Genomic DNA, 20,883 nt, shown 5'->3' on the forward strand with positions numbered 1-20,883 from the left:
CCTTAGACCTGGGCCGGGGTCGGGGGCGGTGGGTGGTGTGGTGTGGGTTGGTCTCCGGCCCACCCCCCCCCCGCGAAGGGTCAGCCCTGGTAGTCGGCGGCGACGTCGATGATCCAGGTGACGCCGAAGCGGTCGGTCAGCATCCCGAACGCGGGGGCCCACTGGGCGGGGCCGAACTCCTCGATGACGGTCGCGCCCTCGGCAAGGCCCTTCCAGACCGGGGAGACCTCGTCGACGGTGGCGCCGCGGACGGAGAGGAAGAACTTCTCCTGGGTGATGGTGGTGCCGTTCTCGCGGCGGGTGGTGGGGGCGGCCGCCGGTCCGTCGGTGCCGGGGACGTCGTAGGCCATGACGCTGAAGCCGTTGTCCGCGGTGACCTGGCCGAACACGACCTTGCCCGCGTCGGGCAGTTCGGCCGGCATCCCGAAGTCGCCGTAGGTGATGACGGTCGTCCGGCCGCCGAAGACCGACCGGTAGAACTCGAGGGCCGCGCGGGCCTGGCCGGTGAAGTTGAGGTGGGCGACAGCGGTGAGCGACATGTGTTCCGGTCTTTCTCGAGTGGTGGCGCGGCCGGAGGGGTTCCGGCGACGAGAGCCACGATGGCAGCGGTAGCGGTCAGGGAACGTCCGCTTCTCGTGGCAGCATGAAGTCCATGCCGGCTTCTTCCTCGACGGCGACCTCGGGCCGTCTGCTCTCGCTCCTGTCGCTGCTGCAGGTGCGCCGGGACTGGCCGGGCTCGCTGCTGGCCGACCGGCTGGGGGTCAGCGAACGGACGGTGCGCCGCGACGTCGACCGGCTTCGTGAGCTCGGCTATCCCGTGCAAGCGGTCAAGGGTCCGGAGGGCGGCTACCGGCTCGAAGCCGGCAGCCAAATGCCGCCGCTGTTGTTCGACGAGGAGCAGGCGGTCGCGCTCGCGGTGGCGCTGCGGATCGCCGTCGGCACCGGCGCCGGCATCGAGGAAGCCGCCGCGCGGGCGCTGACCACGGTGCGGCAGGTGATGCCGTCGCGGCTGCGGCAGCGCGTCGACCTGCTGGAGATCACCGCGGGCGGGGGTGCCACCCAGGTCGGCACGGAAGTGCTGTTGTCGTTGAGTTCGGCGATCCGGGCCACCGAGGAGGTCCGGTTCGACTACGGGGCACCGTCCCGGCCCGCGGATGCCGGGCCCCGGCCGCCGCGCCGGGTGCAGCCGCACCACCTCGTCGCCCGGAGCGGGCGGTGGTACCTGGTCGGCTGGGACGCCGTCCGGGCGGACTGGCGGACCTACCGCGCCGACCGGATGACGCTGCGCACGCCGAACGGGCCGCGGTTCACCCCGCGGGAGGTGCCCGGCGGCGACGTCGCGACGTTCCTCGCCGCGCGGTTCAAGGGCTCGGCGACCGCCGACGTCTGGCCGTGCCGGGGCGAGGTGATCCTCGAGCTGCCGATCGCGGAGGTGGCGCCGTTCGCGGGCGACAGCGTCGTCGAGGAGGTCGCACCGGGGAGGACGAGGTGGCTCGGCGGATCCTGGTCGTGGGCGGCGCTCGCGGCGAGCCTGGCCCGGTTCGACGCCGAGATCGAAGTGGTCGCCCCGGCCGAGTTGCGGGCGGCCTTCGCCGCCTTGGCGGACCGGGCGAGCCGCGCCTCCGCCGGCCAGCGCTGAGCCCCGAAAGTTTCGGCGTCGACGATTTCGCCATTTTCGAAGTCGGTGACGCGTTGTCGAATGCGATTCGACAACGGGCGGGCCGTTGACTGTGACCGCAGTGCTGACTACATTTGCTGGAAACTGCGCGTGGCTCGGCTCGAATTCGAAGAATCCGGAGAAATTGATGCGGACGCATTCCACGGCAAGAATGTTAGCGCTAACGCGACGGGGCCGCCGGGGACGTGCCCTGATCACGCTGCTCACGCCGGTTCTGGTGGCCGGCGCGGCGGTCGCGCTCTCCACCGGTGCGGCGTCGGCGGCGACCGTCGACCCGAGTGCGTCGTATGTCCTGGTCAACCGCAACAGCGGCAAGGTGATGGACGTCTCCGGTGCCTCCACCGCCGACGGCGCGGCGGTCCAGCAATGGTCCCGTCACGACGGAGCCAACCAGCAGTGGCAGTTCGTGGACTCCGGCAACGGCTACTACCGGCTGAAGTCGAAGAACTCCGGCAAGGTCCTCGACATCGGCAACTGGTCGACCGCCGACGGCGCGAAGGTCCAGCAGTGGACCGACCTCAACGGAACCAACCAGCAGTTCAGCCTCGCCGACTCCGACGGCGGCTATGTCCGGCTGATCAACCGCAACAGCGGCAAAGCCGTGGAAGTGACGGGCGGGTCGGCCGCGGACGGAGCGGCCGTCGTCCAGAACGGCGACGCCAAGGCGGCCAACCAGCAGTGGCAGCTCGTCCGGTTGGGCGGCACCAGTTCGTGCGCGCTGCCGTCGACGTACCGCTGGTCCTCGACCGGTGCGCTGGCGCAGCCGAAGAACGGGTGGGTCGCGCTCAAGGACTTCACCAACGTCGTCTACAACGGCAAGCACATCGTGTACGGGTCGACGACCGACTCGTCGGGGTCGTACGGCTCGATGGGCTTCGCTCCGTTCACGAACTGGTCCGACATGGCCTCGGCCGGCCAGACCGGGATGAACATCGGCAACGTCGCACCCACGCTGGTGTACTTCGCGCCCAAGAACGTCTGGGTGCTCGCGTATCAATGGGGCCCGACGACGTTCAGCTACCGGACGTCGAGTGACCCCACCAACGTCAACGGCTGGTCGTCCCCGCAGGAGCTGTTCACGGGCACCATCCCCGGTGGCGCGCCCCTCGACCAGACCCTGATCGGCGACGGCACGAACATGTACCTGTTCTTCGCGGGCGACAACGGCAAGATCTACCGGGCGAGCATGCCGATCGGCAACTTCCCGGGCAGCTTCGGCTCGTCGTACACGACGATCATGAGCGACACGACGGCCAACCTGTTCGAGGCGGTCGAGGTCTACAAGGTCAAGGACCAGAACCAGTACCTCATGCTCGTCGAGGCGATGGGCGCGAACGGCCGGTACTTCCGCTCGTTCACGGCCACCAGCCTGGGCGGCACGTGGACCCCGCAGGCGGCGACGGAGAGCAATCCCTTCGCGGGCAAGGCCAACAGCGGAGCCACCTGGACCAACGACATCAGCCACGGCGACCTGGTGCGGACCGACCCCGACCAGACGAAGACGATCGACCCCTGCAACCTCCAGCTGTTGTACCAGGGAAGGAACCCCAGCTCCGACGGCACCGACTACAACCACCTGCCCTGGCGGCCGGGCGTGCTGACGCTGCAGCGCTGACCCGGGTCGACCCGGCCGGTCGGCGTCTCCACCCTTCGCCGGGTGGGGACGCCGACCGGCTTCCGCGCGACCGCCGGTCAGCAGGGGGTCGTGATCCACTTGTGGGACAACAGGTACACCGGACCGATCGATCCTTCCCAGCCCTGTCCCATGCAGCCGTCGTAGGAGGTGTAGTTCGTCCCCCGGTAGAAGGCCACGGCCGTGAAGGCCGGAGATGTCCCGTGGTTGTACACGTACACCGCGGGCCGGGTGCGGGCCCAGGAGCACCGGATGGCCCCGGACGACCAGTCGGGATCGGCGTCGCTCCAGTTGCACATCTTCCCGAGGTCGTTGTAGAAGCACGCGTTGCCCGCCGGGCAGTCCGCCAACGCGACCGGCATCGCGGGCGCGGCTGCCGCGGAACCCGGGGCCGCGGCGGCCAGTCCGGCGGCCGCGAGGACCGCCGTCATCGCCGATTTGATCATCAGGTCATTCCCCTTCCCGTGGATGTCCGCCGGGATCGGTATAGCGCGGCGGCCGTTGTCCAGCGCCATGGTCGTCGGCTGGACAAACAAATTCGTCGCCGGCAACCGGCCGGCGCCGGGTGCTACCGTCCACGGGACGGTTGTCCAGTGACCTTGATCATGAGGGCGGGGCATGGGGAGACGCGAGCGCTTCCTTGATCCGGAGACGGGTCCGGTACAACGCTTCGCCTTCGAGCTGCGCCGGTTGCGGGAGTCGGCCGGCGGCCCGAGTTACCGGGAGCTGGCCCGGCGGGCCCACTATTCGATCACCGCCTTGTCCGAAGCCGCGGGCGGCCGGATGTTTCCGTCGCTGGCTGTCACGCTGGCTTATGTCGAGGCGTGTGACGGTGACCGCGAAATCTGGCGGGCGCGTTGGCAGGCCCTGTCCGAAAAGCTGGCGGCCGACCGGGCCGACGACGATGTGACGGGGTCTCCTTATCTGGGATTGGCCACGTTCCGGCGGGAGGACGCCGACCGGTTCCACGGCCGCGACGACTTGATCAAGGAATTGTGCCGGAGGCTCGAAGGAAATCCATTTCTCGCGGTTTTCGGTGCGTCCGGCAGCGGGAAGTCGTCACTGCTGCAGGCCGGGCTGCTGCCCGCGATCAGCCGGGGCGAAATCGCCGGCAGCGAGCAGTGGCCCCTCATCCTGTGCACGCCCGGCCGGCGCCCGATCGAACAACTGGCCGTCCGGCTGGCGAACTTGAGCGGGATTTCCGCCGTGCCGGTCACCGGGCAGCTCGCGGCCGACCCCGGCAACATCGGTGTGCTGGTCGCGCAGGCGCTGGCCAAGTGCCCGGAGCAGGCATGCCTGGTGATCGTGGTCGACCAGTTCGAAGAGGTCTTCACCCTGTGTTCCGACGAGCGGGAACGGACGGGGTTCGTCGACTGCCTGCTCGCCGCCGCCGAGAGGTGTGCCGGGCGGGCGAGGATCGTGCTGGGTGCGCGGGCCGACTTCTACGCCCGGTGCGCCCGGTATCCGGGGCTGGTCGCGGCGTTGCGGGACCACCAGGTGCTGGTCGGCCCGATGGGGGACGACGAACTGCGGGCCGTGATCCGGGAACCGGCGGTGCGCGCGGGCTTGACGGTGGAAAAGGCGCTGGTGGAGACGATCGTCGCGGACGCGCGTGGTGAGCCGGGTGCGTTGCCGATGATCTCGCACGCGTTGCTGGAGACGTGGAAACGGCGTTCCGGCGATGTGGTCACCTTGGCGGGCTACCAGCGGACGGGTGGCGTCCACGGGGCGATCGCCGGCACGGCCGACCGGGTGTTCGCCGAGTTCGACAGTGCCGGGCAGCGGATCGTCCGGAACGTCTTCCTGCGCCTGACCGCCCTCGGCGAGGGAACCGAGGACACCCGCCGACGTGTCACGCGCACCGAACTGCTCGGCGGCTCGGACGCACCGGCCGTGGCCGCCGTGCTGGCCAGGCTGGCCGCGGCGCGCTTGGTGACTCTCGGCGAGGACACGGTGGAAGTGGCACACGAGGCGTTGATCCGCTCGTGGCCGCGGCTGCGGAACTGGCTGACCGAGGACCGCGAGAGCCTGGCGGCGCACCGGCGGCTGACCGAGACCGTCGTCGAGTGGGAGCGCCACGGCCGCGACGAGGAGCTGCTGTACCGGGGAACGCAGCTGGCGGCGTGGCAACTGCGTCCGCTGGACGGGCTCAACGACGCCGAACGCGCCTTCTTGGCCGCCGGCCGGCACGCCGCGGCGCGGACCCAGCACGCACGGCGCCGGCGTGTCCGCCTGACCATCGGTGGGCTCGCGACGGCGACGGCGGTGGTGACGGTGCTCGGGATCCTCGCCTGGGTGTCGGCCGACCGGGCCGAGTCGGAGAGCCGGCTCGCCCTCAGCCGCCAGCTCGTCGCCACGGCCCGCGCGCAGCTGCAGCTCGATCCCGAACTGGGGCTGCTGCTGGCCGAGGAGGCACTCCGGACGGACCCGAACCCCGGCAGCGAGGCGATGCTGCGCCAGGCCGCCGTCGCCTCGCACGTCCGCGCGAGCGTCGCCGCGCACGAGGGGAAGGTCACCGGGGTCGCGTTCAGCCCCGACGGCAGGCACCTGGCCACCAGCGGCGCCGACGGCGTGGTCCGGGTGTGGGCGTGCGATCACGGTCGTCTTTCCCCGGCCCGCCCGGTGGTGCTGGCGGGCCATCGCGGCGAGGTGTGGACGCCGGTGTTCAGCCCGGACGGGAAGCGGATCGCCGCGGCGGGTGCCGACGGCACGGTCTCCGTCTGGGACTGGACGTCCGGCCTGCCTCCGGTGCTGCTGCGCGGAAACGAGGACAAGGTGTGGAGCGTGGCGTTCAGCCCGGACGGGCAACAGGTCGCCGGCGCCGGGCAGGACGGCACCCTCCGGGTCTGGACCGTCGGCGGCCGCGAGCTGACCGTCCTGCGCGGACACGAGGATCGCGTGCTCGGGGTGGCGTTCAGCCCCGACGGGCGGCGGCTGGCCACCAGCGGCGGTGACAACACCGTCCGGATCTGGGCGCTCGACGGCACGCGCGCACCGATCGTGCTGCGGGGCCACGAGAACTCGGTGGAATCGGTGGAGTTCAGCCCGGACGGGCAGCACCTGGCCACGGCCGGCACCGACGGGACGGTGCGCGTGTGGGACACCGACGGCTCGGCCGGCTCCGTGGTCCTCGGTACCCACGACGGCACCGCCGAAAGCGCCACCTACAGCCGCGACGGCCGCTGGATCGCCAGCACCGGCAACGACGGCACCCTGCGGGTCTGGAACGCGGCCGGGCATGCCCGGCCGCTGGTGCTGCGGGGACATCACGGAACAGTCTGGGCGGCGGCGTTCAGCCCGGACGGCCGGCAGCTCGCGAGCGCCAGCGACGACGGCACCGCCCGGATCTGGGACATCGACGAAGTCGGTGACGCGACGGTGTTGCGCGGGCTCGGCGGACCGGCGCGCAGCGCCGTGTTCAGCCCGGACGGCCGTGAACTGGCCGGCGCGGGCGACGACGGCACCGTGCGGATCTGGGACACCGCGGGGAAAACCCCGCCCACAGTGCTGCGCGGCCAGGACGGACCGCTGCTCCAGGTCGCGTTCAGCCCGGACGGGCAGCGCGTGGCCACCGTCGCCGGCAACGGCACCGTCCGGATGTCCCCGGTCACCGGCGCCGGGACTCCAGTCGTGCTGCACGACCCCGGACCGGTGTGGCAGGTGGCGTTCAGTCCGGACGGGCGTTACCTCGCCGCCGCGAACCGCGGGGACACGATCCGGATCTGGAACACCACCACCGGGACCGCCGAGCCGACCCGGCTCGAGAGCGGCCAAGGCGTGTTGACCTTCGTCACGTGGAGCCCGGACGGACGGTACGTCGCCGGTGCCGGCCCCAGCGGCGCCGTCCTGATCTGGGACCTCACCCACGGCGGCGCGCCCACGGTGCTGCGCGGTCACCAGGGTCTGGTGTGGACATTGGCCTTCAGCCCGGACGGGAGCCGGCTCGCCAGCGGCGGGAACGACGGCACGGTCCGGATCTGGCGCGTCACCGGCCAGGGCGGCCCCCTCGTGCTGCACGGCCATCAGGGCGTGGTGTGGAGCACGGCGTTCAGTGCCGACGGCCGCACGCTCGTGACCAGCGGCAACGACGCCACGGTACGTCTGTGGCAGCTCGACGGCACCGGAGAACCCCTGCAGCTGCAGGGCTTTCGCGCTTCGGTGGAAACGGTCGCGTTTTCGGCGGACGGCAGGCTGGCCACGGCACACGACGACGGCACCGTCCGCATCTGGCGGTGCGAAGTGTGCGGCCCGATCGACGAGGTCCTCGCCTTCGCGGAGCAGCACCTCACCCGGCAGCTGACACCCGAAGAACGCGAGATGTACCTCCACGAGCCCCGCCCCTGACGGGCGGTGCGGCCGCCGCACCGGTCACTCGGTGTTGCGCAGGTACTCCAGGGTGGCGAGCACGCGGACGTTGACGCTGCGCCGGTCCGCCACCTGGGTGAGGCCGAGTTTGCCGGTGATGGCGGTCAGGTGCTTCTCGACAGTGGTGATCCGGCAGCCGGTTTCCTGGGCGATGCCCAGGTTCGAGCGGCCTTCGGCCACGAGGCTCAGCACCCGCCGTTCGTGCGCGGTGAGCGCGGCGAGCGGGTCGTGCCGCCGGCGACGCGACATCAGCCGCGTGATGACGTACGGATCGACCACGACGTCGCCCGCCGCCACCCGGTGCAGTGCGTCGAGGAGTTCCGCCACATCGCCGACGCGCTCCTTGAGCAGGTAGCCGACCGCGCCCGTGCCCTGCTCGATGCCGAGGAGCCGTTCGGCGTAGGCGGCCTCGGCGTACGAGGACAGCACGAGCAGGCCGACGCTGGGGTATGTCGCACGGACCCGCTCGGCCAGCCGGAGCCCTTCGTCGGTGAAACCCGGGGGCAACCGGATGTCCAGCAGGGCGACGTCGGGTGCCGTGCGGTCGATGACGGCGAGCGCTTCGTCGGCGTCCCGGGCCCTGCCCACGACATCGACGTGCTGGCCGGCCAGTGACGTGGCGAGGGCGTCCAGGAAGAGCGGCTCGTCCTCGACGATGGCGACTCTCACGGTGCCTCCAGGGGGAACGTGGTGGTGATGCGGGTTCCGTGGCCGGCGGTGGATTCGACGCACAGCGTCCCGTTGACGGTGCTGACGCGGTCCTTCAGGCCGCTCAGCCCGCTGCCGGCCGGGTCGGCCCCGCCGCGTCCGTCGTCGGTGATCTCGAGGTACGCGGTCCGCTCGTCTTGGCGGACCTCGATCCGGACGTGGCCGGCGTCCGCGTGCTTGTAGATGTTCGCCAGCGCCTCGGAGACGGTGAAGTACGCGGTGGCTTCCAGGTGCCGTGGCCAGCGGGTGCGGGGGATGGCGAACGAAACCGGGATGGGCGCGACGTCCGCGAGTCCTTCCACGGCCGCGGCGAGCCCGTGTTCGACCAGGGCCGCCGGGTAGATGCCCTGGGTCAGGTGGCGCAGCGAGGCGATCGCGTCCTTCAGCTGGCGGTGTGCCTGCCGGACGGTCGCCGTGGCGTCGCCCCGGGATCGCTGCGCGAGGTCGAGCAGGACGAGGACGGCGAGGAGCTGTTGCTGGGCCCCGTCGTGCAGGTCGCGTTGGATGCGGTGGCGTTCTTCGAACGCGACGGTGGCCAGGCGGAGCCGGGAGCTGTGGATCTGGTCGACCTGCGCGAGCAGGAGCGCGTAACGGCGGGCGCTTTCGATCGCCAGGCCGGCGACCGCCTCGGTGGTGGCGATGACCGTGTCGACGTCGCGGAGTGCTTCGTCGTGTTCCAGCAGTGCGATGGTCTCGCCCTTGCGCCGGATCGTGGTCAGTACCCGGTCCGGGCCCGGCCGGAACGGACGGCCGTCGACGTCCACAGAGGACCCGTCGGGCAGCGGGTAGGCGAGGCGCAGCCGCCGGTCGCGCAGGATCGTGGCCAGTTCCCGTTGCACCGCACCGGGATCGGTGCGCAGGTCGAGTTCGCGTTCCGGGTCCAGCACGAGCGCGGTCAGGCGCCAGCGCAGCCGGGTGAGGTACGCGGTCCGCGCGAACACGATGACGGGCACGAGCAGCACGGCGCCGGCGAGCCCGAGCAGCCGGAGAGCGTGTTCGAGCACCACGCTCAGCTCCAGGATGCCGGCGATCCCGGGCAACGTCGCCAGCACGCCGACGATCACCACGGCCGTCCACACGGGGCCGGCCGACCCCCGGCGCACCGCGCTGGCGTGCAGCCACCGGTGGGCGACGACCAGGACCACCACCACGGCGAGCACGGTGACCAGGGCGCTGGCCACCTTGGCGGTGGGGGTGTGGTCGTACGGGCTGCCCAGGAACCGCCGCGGGGCAGGGGCGTCGACGACGTAGCGGGCCACCTGCGAACCGACCGCGGCGACGTAGCAGACCACCACGAGGACGCGGAGGGACCCGGACTCCGCTCGCCCGGCCGGCCAGGTGAGGACGAGGTGCGCCAGGACGGCCGTCCACAGGTACGCGAGGCAGAAGCCGACCGGGTACGCCACCACGAACTGCAGGTCCTCCAGGTAGTAGGTGGCACCCAGGAGGACGACGAGGTGCCCGCAACGGGACCACGCCGGCCGGTTCCACGCGAGGTACCCGAGCACGATCGCGACGAACCCGAACAGCCGCAGGGGAACGTACAGCCAGAGCGGTGACTGCGTGGCCGGCCAGGCGGCCACGGTCACGGTGGCGGCCCACGCGAGCGCGGCCGCCGTCCACCCGACGCGTCCTGCCATAGTCATGATCATCCTTGGCTGCCGACCTGGCACAACCCAGGTTTCCGACCTTCCGCGCGCGGTTTCCCGTGATGCCGAAGGGTAACAACCGGGGGCACCGTGACGAGGCAAACCGATCCCGGACAGGAGCGGGAAACCATGGGGAGAACACGAATCATCGCAGCCGTGCTGGTGGTCCTGGGAACGCTGGTGGGCCTGAGCCCCGCCGCGGAGGCGGTGCCGATCGCACCGGACGAGGACCACTGCCTGACGGTGCCCGGCGAGGGAGACCAGCTTTGCCTGCACCTCAACCAGTTCCTCGGCTGGTGGACCGGCTTCAGCAGCCGGTACCACCGCAACGACCGGGCAAGCGGGTGGATGGACGTCCAGCTGCGGTGGACGACCAGCCGCGGCGCGTCGGGCTGGGCCCCGGCGATCGACCGGTCGTACCACCTGAACCCGGGCGAAAACGGCCCTGGGGACAGCTGGGCGGACCTGCCGAGCTTCGCGTGCGTCACGGTCGGAGCCCTGATCTACCCGACCGGTGCGCCGAGCCGGTGGACCTCGTCGGTGACGGTCTGCCGGGACAACTGACCGGCCGAGCAGAGGGTGGCGTCGTCGTGCCGGACGACGCCGTCCCACCCGCGACCGCGAGTCCAAGTCGCGTCGTCCACGTCGAGGGCGGCGCGGGAAACCAAGCCGGTGGATGACGTGGTCCGAACCCGCCGGGGTGCGCCGGAGCAACGGCGATCCCGCCCACCGCGGGAACTGCGTGTCGACCAGACGCCGCGGTTCGATCAGCCGCTTTTGCCCGCCGACCAGCGTGGTTCGGCCGAACGTGCGACGCCGGTAACGGCGTGGTCGCTCTCGGGGACTGACTCATCGGTGAGCCCGACGAGCGGAGGCCGTGGATGCAGATCGATCTGTTCAACGAGATCCAGAACCCCCGCCCGTGGCCGGAAGGGCACGAGCAGCTGCGGTTCCGGCAGGCGATCGAGCAGGCCGTCCTCGCCGACGAGCTCGGGTACGGGTGCTGGTGGCAGGTGGAGCACCACGGCGCGGGGGAGTTCAGCCTGTCCTCGGCGCCGGAGCTGCTGCTGGCCGCCTTGTCGCAGCGCACCAGCCGGATCCGGCTCGGCCACTCCGCGGTGCTCGCGCCCGGGCGGTTCAACCACCCGATCCGCGTCGCCGAGCGGGCCGCGACGCTCGACCACCTCAGCGGCGGCCGGGTGGAGCTCGGCCTGACCCGGTCGACCATCCCCGAGTGGCGCCTGTTCGGCATCGAACCGGACGACGCCCGCGCCCAGACGCAGCAGGCGTTCGAGATGGTGCCGAAGATGTGGACGGCGGAGAAGTTCTCCTACGACAGCGGCACTTACCGCGTCGACGACGTCGCCATCGGGCCGAAGCCGCTGCAGCGTCCCCACCCGCCGCTCTGGCAGGCGGCGGCGAGCCCGGCGTCGTTCGAGGAGGCGGGCCGTCGCGGGGTGGGGGTGCTGGGCACGACGATGTGGGAGTCGCTGGAACGCGCGGGCCGCCTGGTCGGCCTGTACCGGGCGGCCGCCGCGGCGTGCACGGACCCGGTCGGCGCGTTCGTCAACGACCAGGTCGCCTTCTTCACGTTCGTCCACTGCGCGGACACCGACGAGGAGGCGATGCGCGACGGCGCGGCGGCCGCCGCGGCCTGGTACACCGTGGCGGCTTTGACGTTCTTCGAAGCGGCGACGGAGTTCGTCCGCCAGAACGCCCGCAACGAGGAGCTCAAGCGGGCACCGGGCCTGACGGGCGACTTCCTCCGCGGCGAGGCGGCGAACACGCCGTCGGAGGCGAACCTGCTCATCGCCCGGATCCTCGAGGGCGAGCAGGTCTCCGACGACGAGGTCTTCGACGTGCTGAGCGCGCAGGACTCGCTGATCGTCGGCAGCCCGGACACCTGCCGTAAGAAGCTGCGCGCGTACGCGGACCTGGGCATCGACCGGATGATGTGCCTCCAGCAGATCGGCGGCATCCCGCACGACAAGGTCATGCAGAGCATCAGGCTGATCGGGGAGCTGATCCCCGAGCTGGCCTGAGGGATCAGCCCGGGGCACCGAAGAGGATCTGCCGCAGCACGCGGGTCAGGTGCCCGGTGAGCGCGGGCGCGGGCAGGTCGGCGAGCGGCCCGGTGCGGGCGATGTACCGGTTGACCGTGACGCCGATCAGCTGCGCGCCGACCATCGCGACGCGCGTGGCGATGTCCGGGCCGTCGACGACCTGGCGGTACGCGCGGATGCTGCCGGCCTCCATCGCGCTGTAGAGCTTCGCCGCCGCCTGCTGGTCCGAGGCGATGCTGCGCAGCAGGACCACGAGCGGGTCGGTGGCGGCGCCGGCCTCCATCCGCTCCACGTAGGCGCGCGCGACGCGGTCCGGCAGCGTCTCCGGGTCTCCGGCGATCACCCGGTCCAGCTCGCGGTGCCCGGGCACCGCGGCGAGGAACAGCTGTTCCTTCGAGCCGAACTGCCGCAGCACCAGGCCGTGGGTGACGCCGGCGCGAGCCGCGATCTGGCGCACCGTCGCCCGGGCGAACCCGCGTTCGCCGAAGCACGTGCGGGCCGCGTCCAGGATGGCCTGGCGGTGGCCTTCCGGGTCGCGTCGATGCGGGCGCCTGGTCATGCGGGCTAATTTACCAAGCGGTCAGCACCGGGCTATGCTGGCTAATGACCAAGTGGTCAACAAGGACCGAGGGGACTCTCATGAGCACTATGATGATCATCGGCGGTACCGAGGGGCTCGGCCGTTTCCTGGCCCAGCGGCACGCGGACCGGGGCGGCGCCGTGGTGGTCGCCGGCCGCGACGCCGGCCGGGCCGAGGCGGTCGCGAAGGAGATCGGCCCCGCGGCGACCGGCCTCGGCCTGGACCTCGCGCGGCCGGAGACGATCGCCGGTTCCGTATCCGGTGTGCCGTCCCTCGACCACCTGGTGATCACGGCCGGCCACCAGCGGCCGAACACCTTGCGGGACTTCGACATCGCCGAGGCCACCACCGCGGTGACCATCAAGCTGGTCGGCTACGCGGAAGCGGTCAGGGTGCTGCGGGAGCGGTTCACCCCGGAAGCGTCGGTCGTCCTCTTCGGCGGGTTGGCCAAGGAACGGCCCTACCCGGGTTCGACCGTCGTCACGACGGTCAACGGAGCGGTCACCGGCCTGGTGAAGACGCTGGCCGTCGAAATCGCGCCGCACCGGGTCAACGCGCTGCATCCGGGGCTGGTGGGCGACAGCCCCCGCTGGCGCGACGCCGACCTCGGGCAGGTCACCGACCGCACGCCGACCGGGCGGCTCGTCACCATGGAAGAGGTCGCGGACGCGACCGACTTCCTGCTCCGCAACGGCGGGATGAACGGCCACGACCTCTTCATCGACGGCGGATTCCTTACGCGGTAACGGTTCCGGCTCAGCTGCCCAGCTTGACCGCGCGGCGTACGTCGTCGGCGTAGGCCTCAGGCCGTTCCCAAGCCGCGAAGTGACCGCCGGTGGCGTGCTCGACGTAGTCCTGGATGTTCAGGAACGCTTCGGCGTAGCTTCGCGGCTCCGGTTTGGTGTCGCCCGGGAACACCGACAGCACGGCCGGCGTCTCGATCCGCCCCGGGAGGGTGACCGGTTCGGTGTAGGTGGCGAACGAAGTGCCGATCGTGCCGGTGACCCAGTAGGCGGTGACCCAGGTGAGCAGATCGTCGGGGGTGAAGGCGCCTTCGCCGGACCACGCTTCCAGTTTTTCGACGATCCAGGCGGCGAGGCCGGCGGGGGAGTCGCCGAGGGCCACGGCGAGGGTGTTCGGCCGCGTCGACTGCTCGGCGATGTACCCGCCCTCGGTCCGGAACCACTGAGCCGCCCGGCCGAGGTAGGCCGCCGCGTCGGGGGCGAGCTTCGCCGGGTCCGCCGCGAAAGCGTGCTGCGGTGCGACGTTCGTGAGGTGCAAGGCGGTCACGCGGTCCGGGTGCTCGGCCGCGAGGAGCTCGGCGACGGTCCCACCGACGTCGCCGCCGGAGAGCGTGTAGCGCGAGTAGCCGAGTTCGCCGAGAGCGTCCGCGATGATCCCGGCGATCCGGGAGGCCGACATGCCCGGTGCGGTGAGCGGGGCCGCGAACGGGAAGCCCGGCAGCGCGGGCACCACCACGTGCACATCGGTGAGCAGCGGCAGGACGCGCTCGAACCGCAGCACCGAGTCCGGCCAGCCGTGCAGCAGCACGACGACCGGCGCGCCGGGATCCGCCGCCCGCTGGTGGATCATCCGCAGCTCGGTGCCGCCCGCCCGGATGGTCGTCCAAGGCAGCTCGCTGATGCGGCGCTCGTGCGGGCCCCAGTCGTATCCGCCGGCCCAGTATTCGAGCAGTTCGTCGACCCTGGCGGCGCTGATGCCGCGCGTCTCGTCGTCCCGCCACGGGGTGGTGACACGGCGGGTGCGCTGCAGTCTCGCGCGGATCTCTTCGGTCATGTGTACGAGCATACACATTTGTGTATGCTCGTACACATGACTTCGCGCAACGCCTCCGCCACGCGGCAACGGATCCTGGAGCAGGCGAAACGCCAGTTCGCCCAGCATGCGTACGCGGCGGTCACGGTCAAGGGCGTGGCCGACGCGGCCGGTGTGTCGCCGAACCTGATCACGCGCTACTTCGGTGGCAAGGACGGCCTTTTCCTGGCGGCGACCCGAGTGGAGATCCCGGTCGCGGATTCGTTCGGCGGCGACCGTTCCGGGCTCGGCGCGCGGCTCGCGGCGAGCATCGTCCGGCGCTGGTCCGGCGCACCGGGGGAGGACCCGCTGCTGGTGCTGCAACGCGCGTCCGGCGAACGCCCGGAGGCGGCGGAAGCCTTGGCCGCCTTCCTCGACACGAACTCGCTCGAGCCGCTGAGGCAGTACCTGCGCGACAGCGGACTGGACGACGCCGACGCCCGCGCTCGCGCCGCGGCGATCGACGCGTTCGTGCTCGGCGTTTCGACCCGCCGCCGGGTGCTGCGTTCCGAACTCGGCGACCCGGCCGAACTCGAGGCCTGGCTGGCCGCGACCATCCAGCGCCTCGCCGACGGGTGACGCGCGGCGCCGGGCTCAGGCCCCGGGACGGTTGCCGGTGGGGATCGTGATGGGCGTGCTCGTCGGCGAGGTGCCCTTGTTCAGGAACAGCATCGCGAGCGAGCGCAGGAACTGGTCGAAGACGTAGAACCCGGCCGGCGCGATGGGCAGCAGGCCCTCGCGGAACGCGATGTAGGCGGGCCAGCCGGTGCGGACGAGGACGGCCGCGGCGTAGTCGCGCGGCAGGCCGAGCCAGTCGCCGACGGCGTCGCTGAGCACGTAACGCACGAACTCGTCGAGGAAGCCGCGAGTGACGCCCAGGTCGATCTGCGCGGTCAGCCCGAGCAGGTCCGCGGCCAGTTCCTTGCCCTCGGCCGTCGGGGCGAGGAGCGGCGTGAGCACGCGCGCCGACTGCGCGTCCGCCTCGGCCCACGTCTTCGGGATGAACTCGTCCCGCACGCCGAGCAGGTGGATGGCGACCTGCCACTGGTGCAGGAACGCCTCCTCGTCCGCGGCGGACATCGGGACGCGCCATTCCAGCAGCTTCCGGTGCACGAAGGTGCCCAGGCTGTGGAAGGTCACCAGGATGTCGCCGTTGCTGATCGGCACCTGCTCGTCGGCGACCGCCCGCCAGTGCGCCGACCGCGGCAGCAGGTGGCGCACCGCGGCGTGCACCAGGCGCGTCTTGTTGGCCGTGACGACGAACTGGCCCGAGGGCTCGAACGCGTTCAGGTCGCTCAGGTCGTAGCCGAAGGTGAACGTCTTCGCGGCGCGGTCCTGCATGTTCGCCCCGCCCGCGGACCAGTAGACCGACCGGGCTTCCCGCGGGATCACCGTGCTCATGATGCCGCTGCCGAGGCCGTAGAGCATGAACAGGTAGGTGTCCTTGCGGCGGTTGAAGTCGGCGGCGCGGCGCAGCTTGGCGCGGTCGGCCCAGGACGGCAGCCGGTTGACCCCCTGGAGGTAGCCGGCGAGGCCGGCCGGCAGGCCGGCGGGCAGCGGGTCGCTGTTGTTCACCCACGGCCGCAGCGCGGTGTTGACCGCGGGGACTCCGCCGCTGTCGACGAGTCCCGCCATCAGGCCGTCCACTTCGTCGTCCCAGACCCACCACGGGTCGGCCCCCGAGGCCGACGCCCAGGCCGGGACGGCGCTCGCCACGCTCGCCAGACCCAGTGCGACACCGAGGGACAGCGCGTTCCTCCTGCTGAGATTGCTCATTTACTTACCTAGCTTCCTTGATAGGTGAGTACGGCGTGAGCCGGAGATGCTCGGAGGAGATTCGCCATTAACATAGTGCCGCGTCCGGCCGACGGCAAGGCGTGCCCGATCTGAATCGGTCCGCGGCTTCGCTTCGTGGTTGACTGGCACTCATGGCCCCGTTCCCGTGCCCTCCGCCCCGGCTGCCGCGGTGACGGCCGAGCCGGCCGCGGCCGTCCGGCCGCGCAACCGCAAGCAGCTGATCGTGGAGGCGGGCGCCACGGTCTTCAGCGAGCGTGGCTACCACGCGGCGTCGATGGAAGAGATCGCGGCCGGCGTCGGCATCACGGCGGCCGCGCTGTACCGGCACTTCCCGAACAAGTACGCGCTGTTCGCCGAGTGCGCGAACGTGATGGCGGACCGGCTCGTCGCGGCGCTGGACGACGTGCCCGCGGACGCGGCCCTGGCGGACGTCTTCGCCGCCGTCACCCGGGTGACGGTCGCCCACCGGGCGGCCGGTGGCGTGTACCGCTGGGAGGCCCGCTACCTCAACGCCGAGGACCGCCGGGTGCTCAGGGCGAAGTTCTCGCGGGTGGTCGGCCGGGTGGCGGACGCGGTGCGGCGCGAGCACCCGTCACCCGGCGAGCACCTGCGGGCGGTGGCGGCCCTGGGCGCGATCGGGTCCATCACGATGCACCACAACTCGATCGGCCGGCGCCGGCTCGAAGACCTGCTGCGGGCCTGCGCCCTGCGCGTGGCGGCGACCGAAGCGGTGGCGGGCGGGCGGCTCGTGGAACTGCCCGCCCGGCCGGTGCCCCGCACCCGGCGTTCGGAGATCATCGAGGCGGCCGTCCCGCTGTTCGAGCGCGACGGCTTCGCCGCGGTCACCAACGGCATGATCGCCGAGGCGGTGGGACTGGTGCCGTCGGCGCTCTACCGGTACTTCCCGGGCAAGGCCGACATCCTGGCGGCGGCATGCCTGCAGGCGGCGGGATTGCTGGCCCAGGCGGTCGAGCAGAACCTCCGCGGCACGACCGGCCCGCACGACGCGTTGGTCGCCCTGACGGCGACTTACGTGGCGTACAGCTTCGAGCACAACGCTCTCAACAGCGTGGCGAACGCGGAAATCGTCGGCTTGCCGGCCGCGCTGCGCCGTCCTTTGGTCGCGGCGCAGCGGGAGCACATCGCGGTGTGGGAGCAGCACCTGCGGCAGGCTCACCCGGAACTCGACGCGCGTCAGGTTCGAGTGCTGGTGCACGCCGGTTTCGGGGTGGTGGTCGAGGCCGGGCGCCGCCTGCGGTGGGAGGACAGCGCCGAGCATCGGGCCGCCGTGGCCGCTTTGGTGATGAGCGCGCTGGATCTGTGACGCCGCCCGGGGTGCGGGCTCAGCGGGCGGCGGCGCCCGCTGCCTGCCGGGCGCGGTAGGCGCGCATCTTGTGCCGCGCGCCGCAGACAGAAGTCTCGCACCAGCGGCTCACCGCGTTGGGGGAGCGGTCGTAGAAAGCCCACTGGCAGTCCTCCGCGCCGCACGTCTTCAGGCGGGACAGGGAACCGTCCAAGCGGGCGGTGACCACAGCCGCCAGCACTCGCGTGATCGCCGCGTCCAGGGATGTCGCGCAGTCGCCGGCGAACTCGGCCCCGGGTGGTTCCGCCTGCAGAAGGGGGCGGGTGCCCGTCCGGGCCAGTTCGCCGTTCAGCACGCTCACCGCGCCCGGCACTCCCGCGCCGCCGCTCAGCAGCTGCCGCAGCGCTTCGCGGAGCCTGCGTACCCGGGTCAGGTCCGCCTCCGTCGGCCGGGCCGGGTAGGGCAGTCCCTCCGCTTCCGCCCATGCCACCAGACCGGCCGGGGTGCTCAGGTCGTCCCGGTCTTCGAGCAGCTCGCGGGTGTTGACCAGGCTCTGGACCAGGGTGAGCGGGGGCGGTGCGGCGGGGCGTGGAACCATGGCCCGACGTTACCACCATTCGCTGATTCAGGTTACGTTCAAGCAGGAATACCCGGGTGATTCGAGGTTTAGAGGAGGAATCGGTGGGTACCGGCGGTTTCAGCGGTTACCAGCAGACGGCTTTGCTAGTAACGTCGAACGTGCCGATGGAGAGGAGCTGAGCTTAGTGACCGAAACGATCACCGAACCCCGGTCGCCGGGCCGGGTCCTGCGGCCGGTGCTGCCGGTGGCCGCGGCCGACCTGGCGGACGGCATGGCGTTCGGCGCGCTCGCGGCCTCCGTCGGCATGGGGGTGCTGGCTCCCGTCGCCATGTCGCTGCTGGTGTTCTCCGGCAGCGCGCAGTACGGCGCGGTCGCCGTCATCGCGCAGCACGGCTCGGTCTGGGCCGCGGTCGGCGCGGCGGCCGCCCTCAACGCGCGCTACCTGCTGATGGGTACCACGATCGCCCCCGCACTGACCGGGTCCGCCTGGTCGCGGGCGGGGACCGCGCTGCTGATCACCGACGGCTCGTGGGCGATCGCCCAGCGCGGAGAAGGGCGTTACGACCTGCGGACCCTGCGCGTGGCCGGGTTGCTGTGCCTGTGCGGCTGGACCATGGGGACCGGGCTGGGCGCCGTCCTCGGCGACGCCATCGGCGACCCGGGACGGCTGGGGCTGGACGCCGCCTACCCCGTCTTCTTCCTCGGCCTGCTGCGCGGGCACCTGAAGACCGCGCGCGCGTGGGGTCTGGCGGTCCTCGGCGTCGTCACCGCGGCCGCGCTGGTCTTCTGGGCGCCGCCGGGGATCCCGGTGCTGGTGGCCGGGGCCGCGGGCGCCGTGGCCGGGGCGATCCTGGGGGTGCGGCGATGAGCTACCACTGGACGATCGTGCTGGCCCTCGGCGCCACCGCGCTCACGTTGCGGGTCGTGGTGCCGCTCGCCGCCGGGGGGCGGGAACTGCCCGCCTGGCTGCGCAACGCCCTGACCTGCGCGACGCCGGCCCTGATCGCCGGGCTGGTGGTCACGCTGCTGTGGCCGTCCTCGGGTGACGTGTCCTCGGTGCGGACGCTCACCGCGCTCGCGGGGGTCGGCGCCGGGGTCGCCCTGCTGGCGGCCAAGCGGTCCATCCTGACCGCGATGGTCGGTGCCGCGGTCGTGACCGCCCTGCTGCGGCTGGCGTTCGGCTGATTCCTCCGTCTCGCGCGGAGGCACTATCGGAAATCGCAGAACGAAATGCCGGAGTTCGAGAAATGAGTGTTCTTCCGGACGGATGTGGTGATTCGGATGGCGAATGCGGCACTGCTCTCTTGGGGTGACGAACCTGCTTGGGCAGGCCACGTTCGGTGAGTAATGTCCACTTGTCCGCTGCCCGATAGAGGCAGTTTGTCGGCCATTGCCGGGTGGTATTCACCGTGAGTGGCACAAGATGTCTTTGTTGCCACACGAAAGTGTCGAAGTCAGGAGCACGAACGAAAGCGAGAGGTCGCCTGCGGCCGGGAAACCGCTGGGGTGCCGATCGGGGGAACATCGCCGTGAAAGGTGTCGTGCCGGCCGTCCGGAGCCGGCAACCGGGAGGGTTCGTGTCGTTCTACGGCAGTGGGAGAATGGCCGTGCCGGCCGCCGACCCGCGAAAACACGCTCCGCCCCGCGAAGGGGATAGCGGGCAGGACGCGCGGCCCGGCCCGCGCACCGCCCACCGGGGCCGGTGGTGATCCGCAGCCGTGGACACCGCATCCCTCGACACGTTCCTCACCGTGGCGGAACAGTCGAGCTTCACCAAGGCCGCCAGCGACCTGAACCTCGCCCAGCCGACGGTCACCGCCCGGATCAAGAAACTGGAGCGCGACCTCGCCTGCGACCTGTTCAACCGCACCGGTGCGCTCATCCGGCTCACCACCGCGGGCCAGCGGTTCCGGCGCTACGCGCACAAGATCGTGAAGCTGAGCCGGATGGCGGAGGAGACCGTGGCGGAGGCGGGGACCACCCCCGGCGACGCGCTGACCGTCGCCGCGGACAGCGGCCTCACCTCCTACCGGCTGGTGCCGATCGTCGAGTACCTGTACCGGCGGCACCCCGACCTGGCGCTGGAGATCCGGCCGCTGGAGGACAACCCGTGGAACCGGCTCGGCGACTCGGACATCGACTGCGCGTTCTTCATCGACGTCTGCGAGTCCTCGCCGAAGGCCGATTCGACCCTGCTGTGCCCGGAGCCGCTCGTGGTGGTCGCCGACCGGGACGGGCCACTGGGCCGAGAACCGGTGACGACCCCGCAGCTGGCGAGACAGCCCCTGCTGTGCGCGCACCGGGGAAGCGGTTACCAGCGCATGTTCGAGCGGACGCTGGGCGCCGCCGGCGACACCGCGGTCCGGGCACTGTCCTTCGGCTCGGTCGACGCGGTGAAACGCGCGTTGACCGCGGGACTGGGCGTCTCGCTGCTGCCCCGGCTCAGCGTCGCCACCGAACTGGCCGAGGGCCGGCTGGCCGAGGTGCCGTGGACCGCGCCGTTCCAGGTCTTCACCCAGGTCGCCTGGCACCGCGAGATCCGCACCGACCCCCGGTTCTCGGTCCTGCTCGACGCGGCGGCCCGCGCGACCGCCGAGCAGGTCGCGGACGCCGGAACGAGCCCGGCCCGCCGCTCCTAGCGCAAAAGCCGTGAAGGCCTCCTTACCGGCTCTTATGGCCGGTAAGGAGGCCTTCACGGACCATCACGCGCCG

At 71.5% G+C, this 20,883-nt stretch carries 19 protein-coding genes; 11 read left to right on the plus strand and 8 right to left on the minus strand.

Translation table 11 applies throughout. The annotated features are described in order from the left end of the window. Window positions 1-80: 80 nt before the first annotated feature. The gene (locus AB0G28_RS46775) at window positions 81-539 is read right to left on the minus strand and encodes a VOC family protein (protein WP_361105240.1); all 459 of its coding nucleotides are present in this window, start codon (window positions 537-539) and stop codon (window positions 81-83) included. A 113-nt stretch (window positions 540-652) separates the two neighbouring features. On the opposite strand from AB0G28_RS46775, the gene AB0G28_RS46780 reads away from it, so the two are divergent. Together AB0G28_RS46780 and AB0G28_RS46785 are read left to right on the plus strand one after the other, a co-directional pair. Continuing rightward, window positions 653-1,639, plus strand: coding sequence for a WYL domain-containing protein (locus AB0G28_RS46780; protein ID WP_361105243.1), 987 nt, complete (start codon window positions 653-655; stop codon window positions 1,637-1,639). A 190-nt stretch (window positions 1,640-1,829) separates the two neighbouring features. Continuing rightward, window positions 1,830-3,293: a non-reducing end alpha-L-arabinofuranosidase family hydrolase gene (locus tag AB0G28_RS46785; protein WP_361105246.1), complete on the plus strand. Its 1,464-nt coding sequence runs from the start codon at window positions 1,830-1,832 to the stop codon at window positions 3,291-3,293. Between the two features lie 77 nt (window positions 3,294-3,370). On the opposite strand, the gene AB0G28_RS46790 is transcribed toward AB0G28_RS46785, so the two are convergent. Further along, the gene (locus tag AB0G28_RS46790) at window positions 3,371-3,757 is read right to left on the minus strand and encodes a hypothetical protein (RefSeq protein WP_361105248.1); all 387 of its coding nucleotides are present in this window, start codon (window positions 3,755-3,757) and stop codon (window positions 3,371-3,373) included. A 172-nt stretch (window positions 3,758-3,929) separates the two neighbouring features. Here AB0G28_RS46790 and AB0G28_RS46795 point away from each other — a divergent pair, with 172 nt between their 5' ends. Next, a complete protein-coding gene (locus AB0G28_RS46795; RefSeq protein WP_361105251.1) occupies window positions 3,930-7,655 on the plus strand; it encodes a hypothetical protein in 3,726 nt (1,241 codons plus the stop codon). 24 nt (window positions 7,656-7,679) lie between these two features. Here the strand turns inward: AB0G28_RS46795 and AB0G28_RS46800 are convergent, their stop codons facing one another. Next, a complete protein-coding gene (locus AB0G28_RS46800) occupies window positions 7,680-8,345 on the minus strand; it encodes a response regulator transcription factor (RefSeq protein ID WP_361105254.1) in 666 nt (221 codons plus the stop codon). Beyond that, a complete protein-coding gene (locus AB0G28_RS46805; RefSeq protein ID WP_361105256.1) occupies window positions 8,342-10,024 on the minus strand; it encodes an ATP-binding protein in 1,683 nt (560 codons plus the stop codon). The genes AB0G28_RS46800 and AB0G28_RS46805 overlap by 4 nt, the downstream gene beginning before the upstream one ends. 138 nt (window positions 10,025-10,162) lie before the next feature. On the opposite strand from AB0G28_RS46805, the gene AB0G28_RS46810 reads away from it, so the two are divergent. Both AB0G28_RS46810 and AB0G28_RS46815 read left to right on the plus strand, forming a co-directional pair. Further along, window positions 10,163-10,597 carry a hypothetical protein gene (locus tag AB0G28_RS46810; protein ID WP_361105258.1) on the plus strand — a complete coding sequence of 145 codons (435 nt, stop codon included), beginning with the start codon at window positions 10,163-10,165 and terminating at the stop codon, window positions 10,595-10,597. Window positions 10,598-10,914: 317 nt separating this feature from the next. Beyond that, the gene (locus tag AB0G28_RS46815) at window positions 10,915-12,075 is read left to right on the plus strand and encodes an LLM class flavin-dependent oxidoreductase (protein WP_361105261.1); all 1,161 of its coding nucleotides are present in this window, start codon (window positions 10,915-10,917) and stop codon (window positions 12,073-12,075) included. A gap of 4 nt (window positions 12,076-12,079) precedes the next feature. Here AB0G28_RS46815 and AB0G28_RS46820 read toward each other — a convergent pair whose 3' ends face one another. Beyond that, window positions 12,080-12,655 (minus strand): TetR family transcriptional regulator, encoded by a 576-nt coding sequence (locus tag AB0G28_RS46820; RefSeq protein ID WP_361105264.1) that lies wholly within the window; start codon window positions 12,653-12,655, stop codon window positions 12,080-12,082. Between the two features lie 80 nt (window positions 12,656-12,735). Here AB0G28_RS46820 and AB0G28_RS46825 point away from each other — a divergent pair, with 80 nt between their 5' ends. Further along, window positions 12,736-13,422, plus strand: a complete 687-nt coding sequence (locus AB0G28_RS46825) for an SDR family oxidoreductase (RefSeq protein ID WP_361105266.1) — start codon at window positions 12,736-12,738, stop codon at window positions 13,420-13,422. Window positions 13,423-13,432: 10 nt separating this feature from the next. Here AB0G28_RS46825 and AB0G28_RS46830 read toward each other — a convergent pair whose 3' ends face one another. Then, window positions 13,433-14,473, minus strand: a complete 1,041-nt coding sequence (locus AB0G28_RS46830; protein WP_361105269.1) for an epoxide hydrolase family protein — start codon at window positions 14,471-14,473, stop codon at window positions 13,433-13,435. Window positions 14,474-14,509: 36 nt separating this feature from the next. On the opposite strand from AB0G28_RS46830, the gene AB0G28_RS46835 reads away from it, so the two are divergent. Next, window positions 14,510-15,070 (plus strand): helix-turn-helix domain-containing protein, encoded by a 561-nt coding sequence (locus tag AB0G28_RS46835; protein WP_361105273.1) that lies wholly within the window; start codon window positions 14,510-14,512, stop codon window positions 15,068-15,070. Window positions 15,071-15,085: 15 nt separating this feature from the next. Here the strand turns inward: AB0G28_RS46835 and AB0G28_RS46840 are convergent, their stop codons facing one another. After that, the gene (locus AB0G28_RS46840) at window positions 15,086-16,267 is read right to left on the minus strand and encodes an oxygenase MpaB family protein (RefSeq protein WP_361105276.1); all 1,182 of its coding nucleotides are present in this window, start codon (window positions 16,265-16,267) and stop codon (window positions 15,086-15,088) included. 190 nt (window positions 16,268-16,457) lie between these two features. On the opposite strand from AB0G28_RS46840, the gene AB0G28_RS46845 reads away from it, so the two are divergent. Continuing rightward, window positions 16,458-17,612, plus strand: a complete 1,155-nt coding sequence (locus tag AB0G28_RS46845; RefSeq protein ID WP_361105279.1) for a TetR/AcrR family transcriptional regulator — start codon at window positions 16,458-16,460, stop codon at window positions 17,610-17,612. A gap of 19 nt (window positions 17,613-17,631) precedes the next feature. On the opposite strand, the gene AB0G28_RS46850 is transcribed toward AB0G28_RS46845, so the two are convergent. Beyond that, window positions 17,632-18,189, minus strand: coding sequence for a CGNR zinc finger domain-containing protein (locus tag AB0G28_RS46850; RefSeq protein WP_361105282.1), 558 nt, complete (start codon window positions 18,187-18,189; stop codon window positions 17,632-17,634). A 166-nt stretch (window positions 18,190-18,355) separates the two neighbouring features. Here AB0G28_RS46850 and AB0G28_RS46855 point away from each other — a divergent pair, with 166 nt between their 5' ends. The 3 genes from AB0G28_RS46855 (at window position 18,356) to AB0G28_RS46865 (ending at window position 20,810) form a co-directional block, all read left to right on the plus strand. Beyond that, a complete protein-coding gene (locus AB0G28_RS46855; protein WP_361105285.1) occupies window positions 18,356-19,039 on the plus strand; it encodes an AzlC family ABC transporter permease in 684 nt (227 codons plus the stop codon). Beyond that, a complete protein-coding gene (locus AB0G28_RS46860; protein WP_361105288.1) occupies window positions 19,036-19,356 on the plus strand; it encodes an AzlD domain-containing protein in 321 nt (106 codons plus the stop codon). Before AB0G28_RS46855 ends, AB0G28_RS46860 begins: the two co-directional genes overlap by 4 nt. 533 nt (window positions 19,357-19,889) lie before the next feature. Beyond that, window positions 19,890-20,810: a LysR family transcriptional regulator gene (locus AB0G28_RS46865; protein WP_361105291.1), complete on the plus strand. Its 921-nt coding sequence runs from the start codon at window positions 19,890-19,892 to the stop codon at window positions 20,808-20,810. Window positions 20,811-20,883 lie beyond the last annotated feature (73 nt).

The sequence above is a fragment of the Amycolatopsis sp. NPDC021455 genome, from assembly GCF_040640995.1.
In the GTDB taxonomy this organism is placed as follows: Bacteria; Actinomycetota; Actinomycetes; order Mycobacteriales; family Pseudonocardiaceae; genus Amycolatopsis.

Excerpts from the sequence above, each read along its gene's own strand:
- AB0G28_RS46775 (WP_361105240.1), bottom strand. The coding sequence starts at position 539 with ATGTCGCTCACCGCTGTCGCCCACCTCAACTTCACCGGCCAGGCCCGC.
- AB0G28_RS46780 (WP_361105243.1), top strand. The coding sequence starts at position 653 with ATGCCGGCTTCTTCCTCGACGGCGACCTCGGGCCGTCTGCTCTCGCTC.
- AB0G28_RS46785 (WP_361105246.1), top strand. The coding sequence starts at position 1,830 with ATGTTAGCGCTAACGCGACGGGGCCGCCGGGGACGTGCCCTGATCACG.
- AB0G28_RS46790 (WP_361105248.1), bottom strand. The coding sequence starts at position 3,757 with ATGATCAAATCGGCGATGACGGCGGTCCTCGCGGCCGCCGGACTGGCC.
- AB0G28_RS46795 (WP_361105251.1), top strand. The coding sequence starts at position 3,930 with ATGGGGAGACGCGAGCGCTTCCTTGATCCGGAGACGGGTCCGGTACAA.
- AB0G28_RS46805 (WP_361105256.1), bottom strand. The coding sequence starts at position 10,024 with ATGGCAGGACGCGTCGGGTGGACGGCGGCCGCGCTCGCGTGGGCCGCC.
- AB0G28_RS46810 (WP_361105258.1), top strand. The coding sequence starts at position 10,163 with ATGGGGAGAACACGAATCATCGCAGCCGTGCTGGTGGTCCTGGGAACG.
- AB0G28_RS46815 (WP_361105261.1), top strand. The coding sequence starts at position 10,915 with ATGCAGATCGATCTGTTCAACGAGATCCAGAACCCCCGCCCGTGGCCG.
- AB0G28_RS46820 (WP_361105264.1), bottom strand. The coding sequence starts at position 12,655 with ATGACCAGGCGCCCGCATCGACGCGACCCGGAAGGCCACCGCCAGGCC.
- AB0G28_RS46825 (WP_361105266.1), top strand. The coding sequence starts at position 12,736 with ATGAGCACTATGATGATCATCGGCGGTACCGAGGGGCTCGGCCGTTTC.
- AB0G28_RS46830 (WP_361105269.1), bottom strand. The coding sequence starts at position 14,473 with ATGACCGAAGAGATCCGCGCGAGACTGCAGCGCACCCGCCGTGTCACC.
- AB0G28_RS46835 (WP_361105273.1), top strand. The coding sequence starts at position 14,510 with ATGACTTCGCGCAACGCCTCCGCCACGCGGCAACGGATCCTGGAGCAG.
- AB0G28_RS46840 (WP_361105276.1), bottom strand. The coding sequence starts at position 16,267 with ATGAGCAATCTCAGCAGGAGGAACGCGCTGTCCCTCGGTGTCGCACTG.
- AB0G28_RS46850 (WP_361105282.1), bottom strand. The coding sequence starts at position 18,189 with ATGGTTCCACGCCCCGCCGCACCGCCCCCGCTCACCCTGGTCCAGAGC.
- AB0G28_RS46860 (WP_361105288.1), top strand. The coding sequence starts at position 19,036 with ATGAGCTACCACTGGACGATCGTGCTGGCCCTCGGCGCCACCGCGCTC.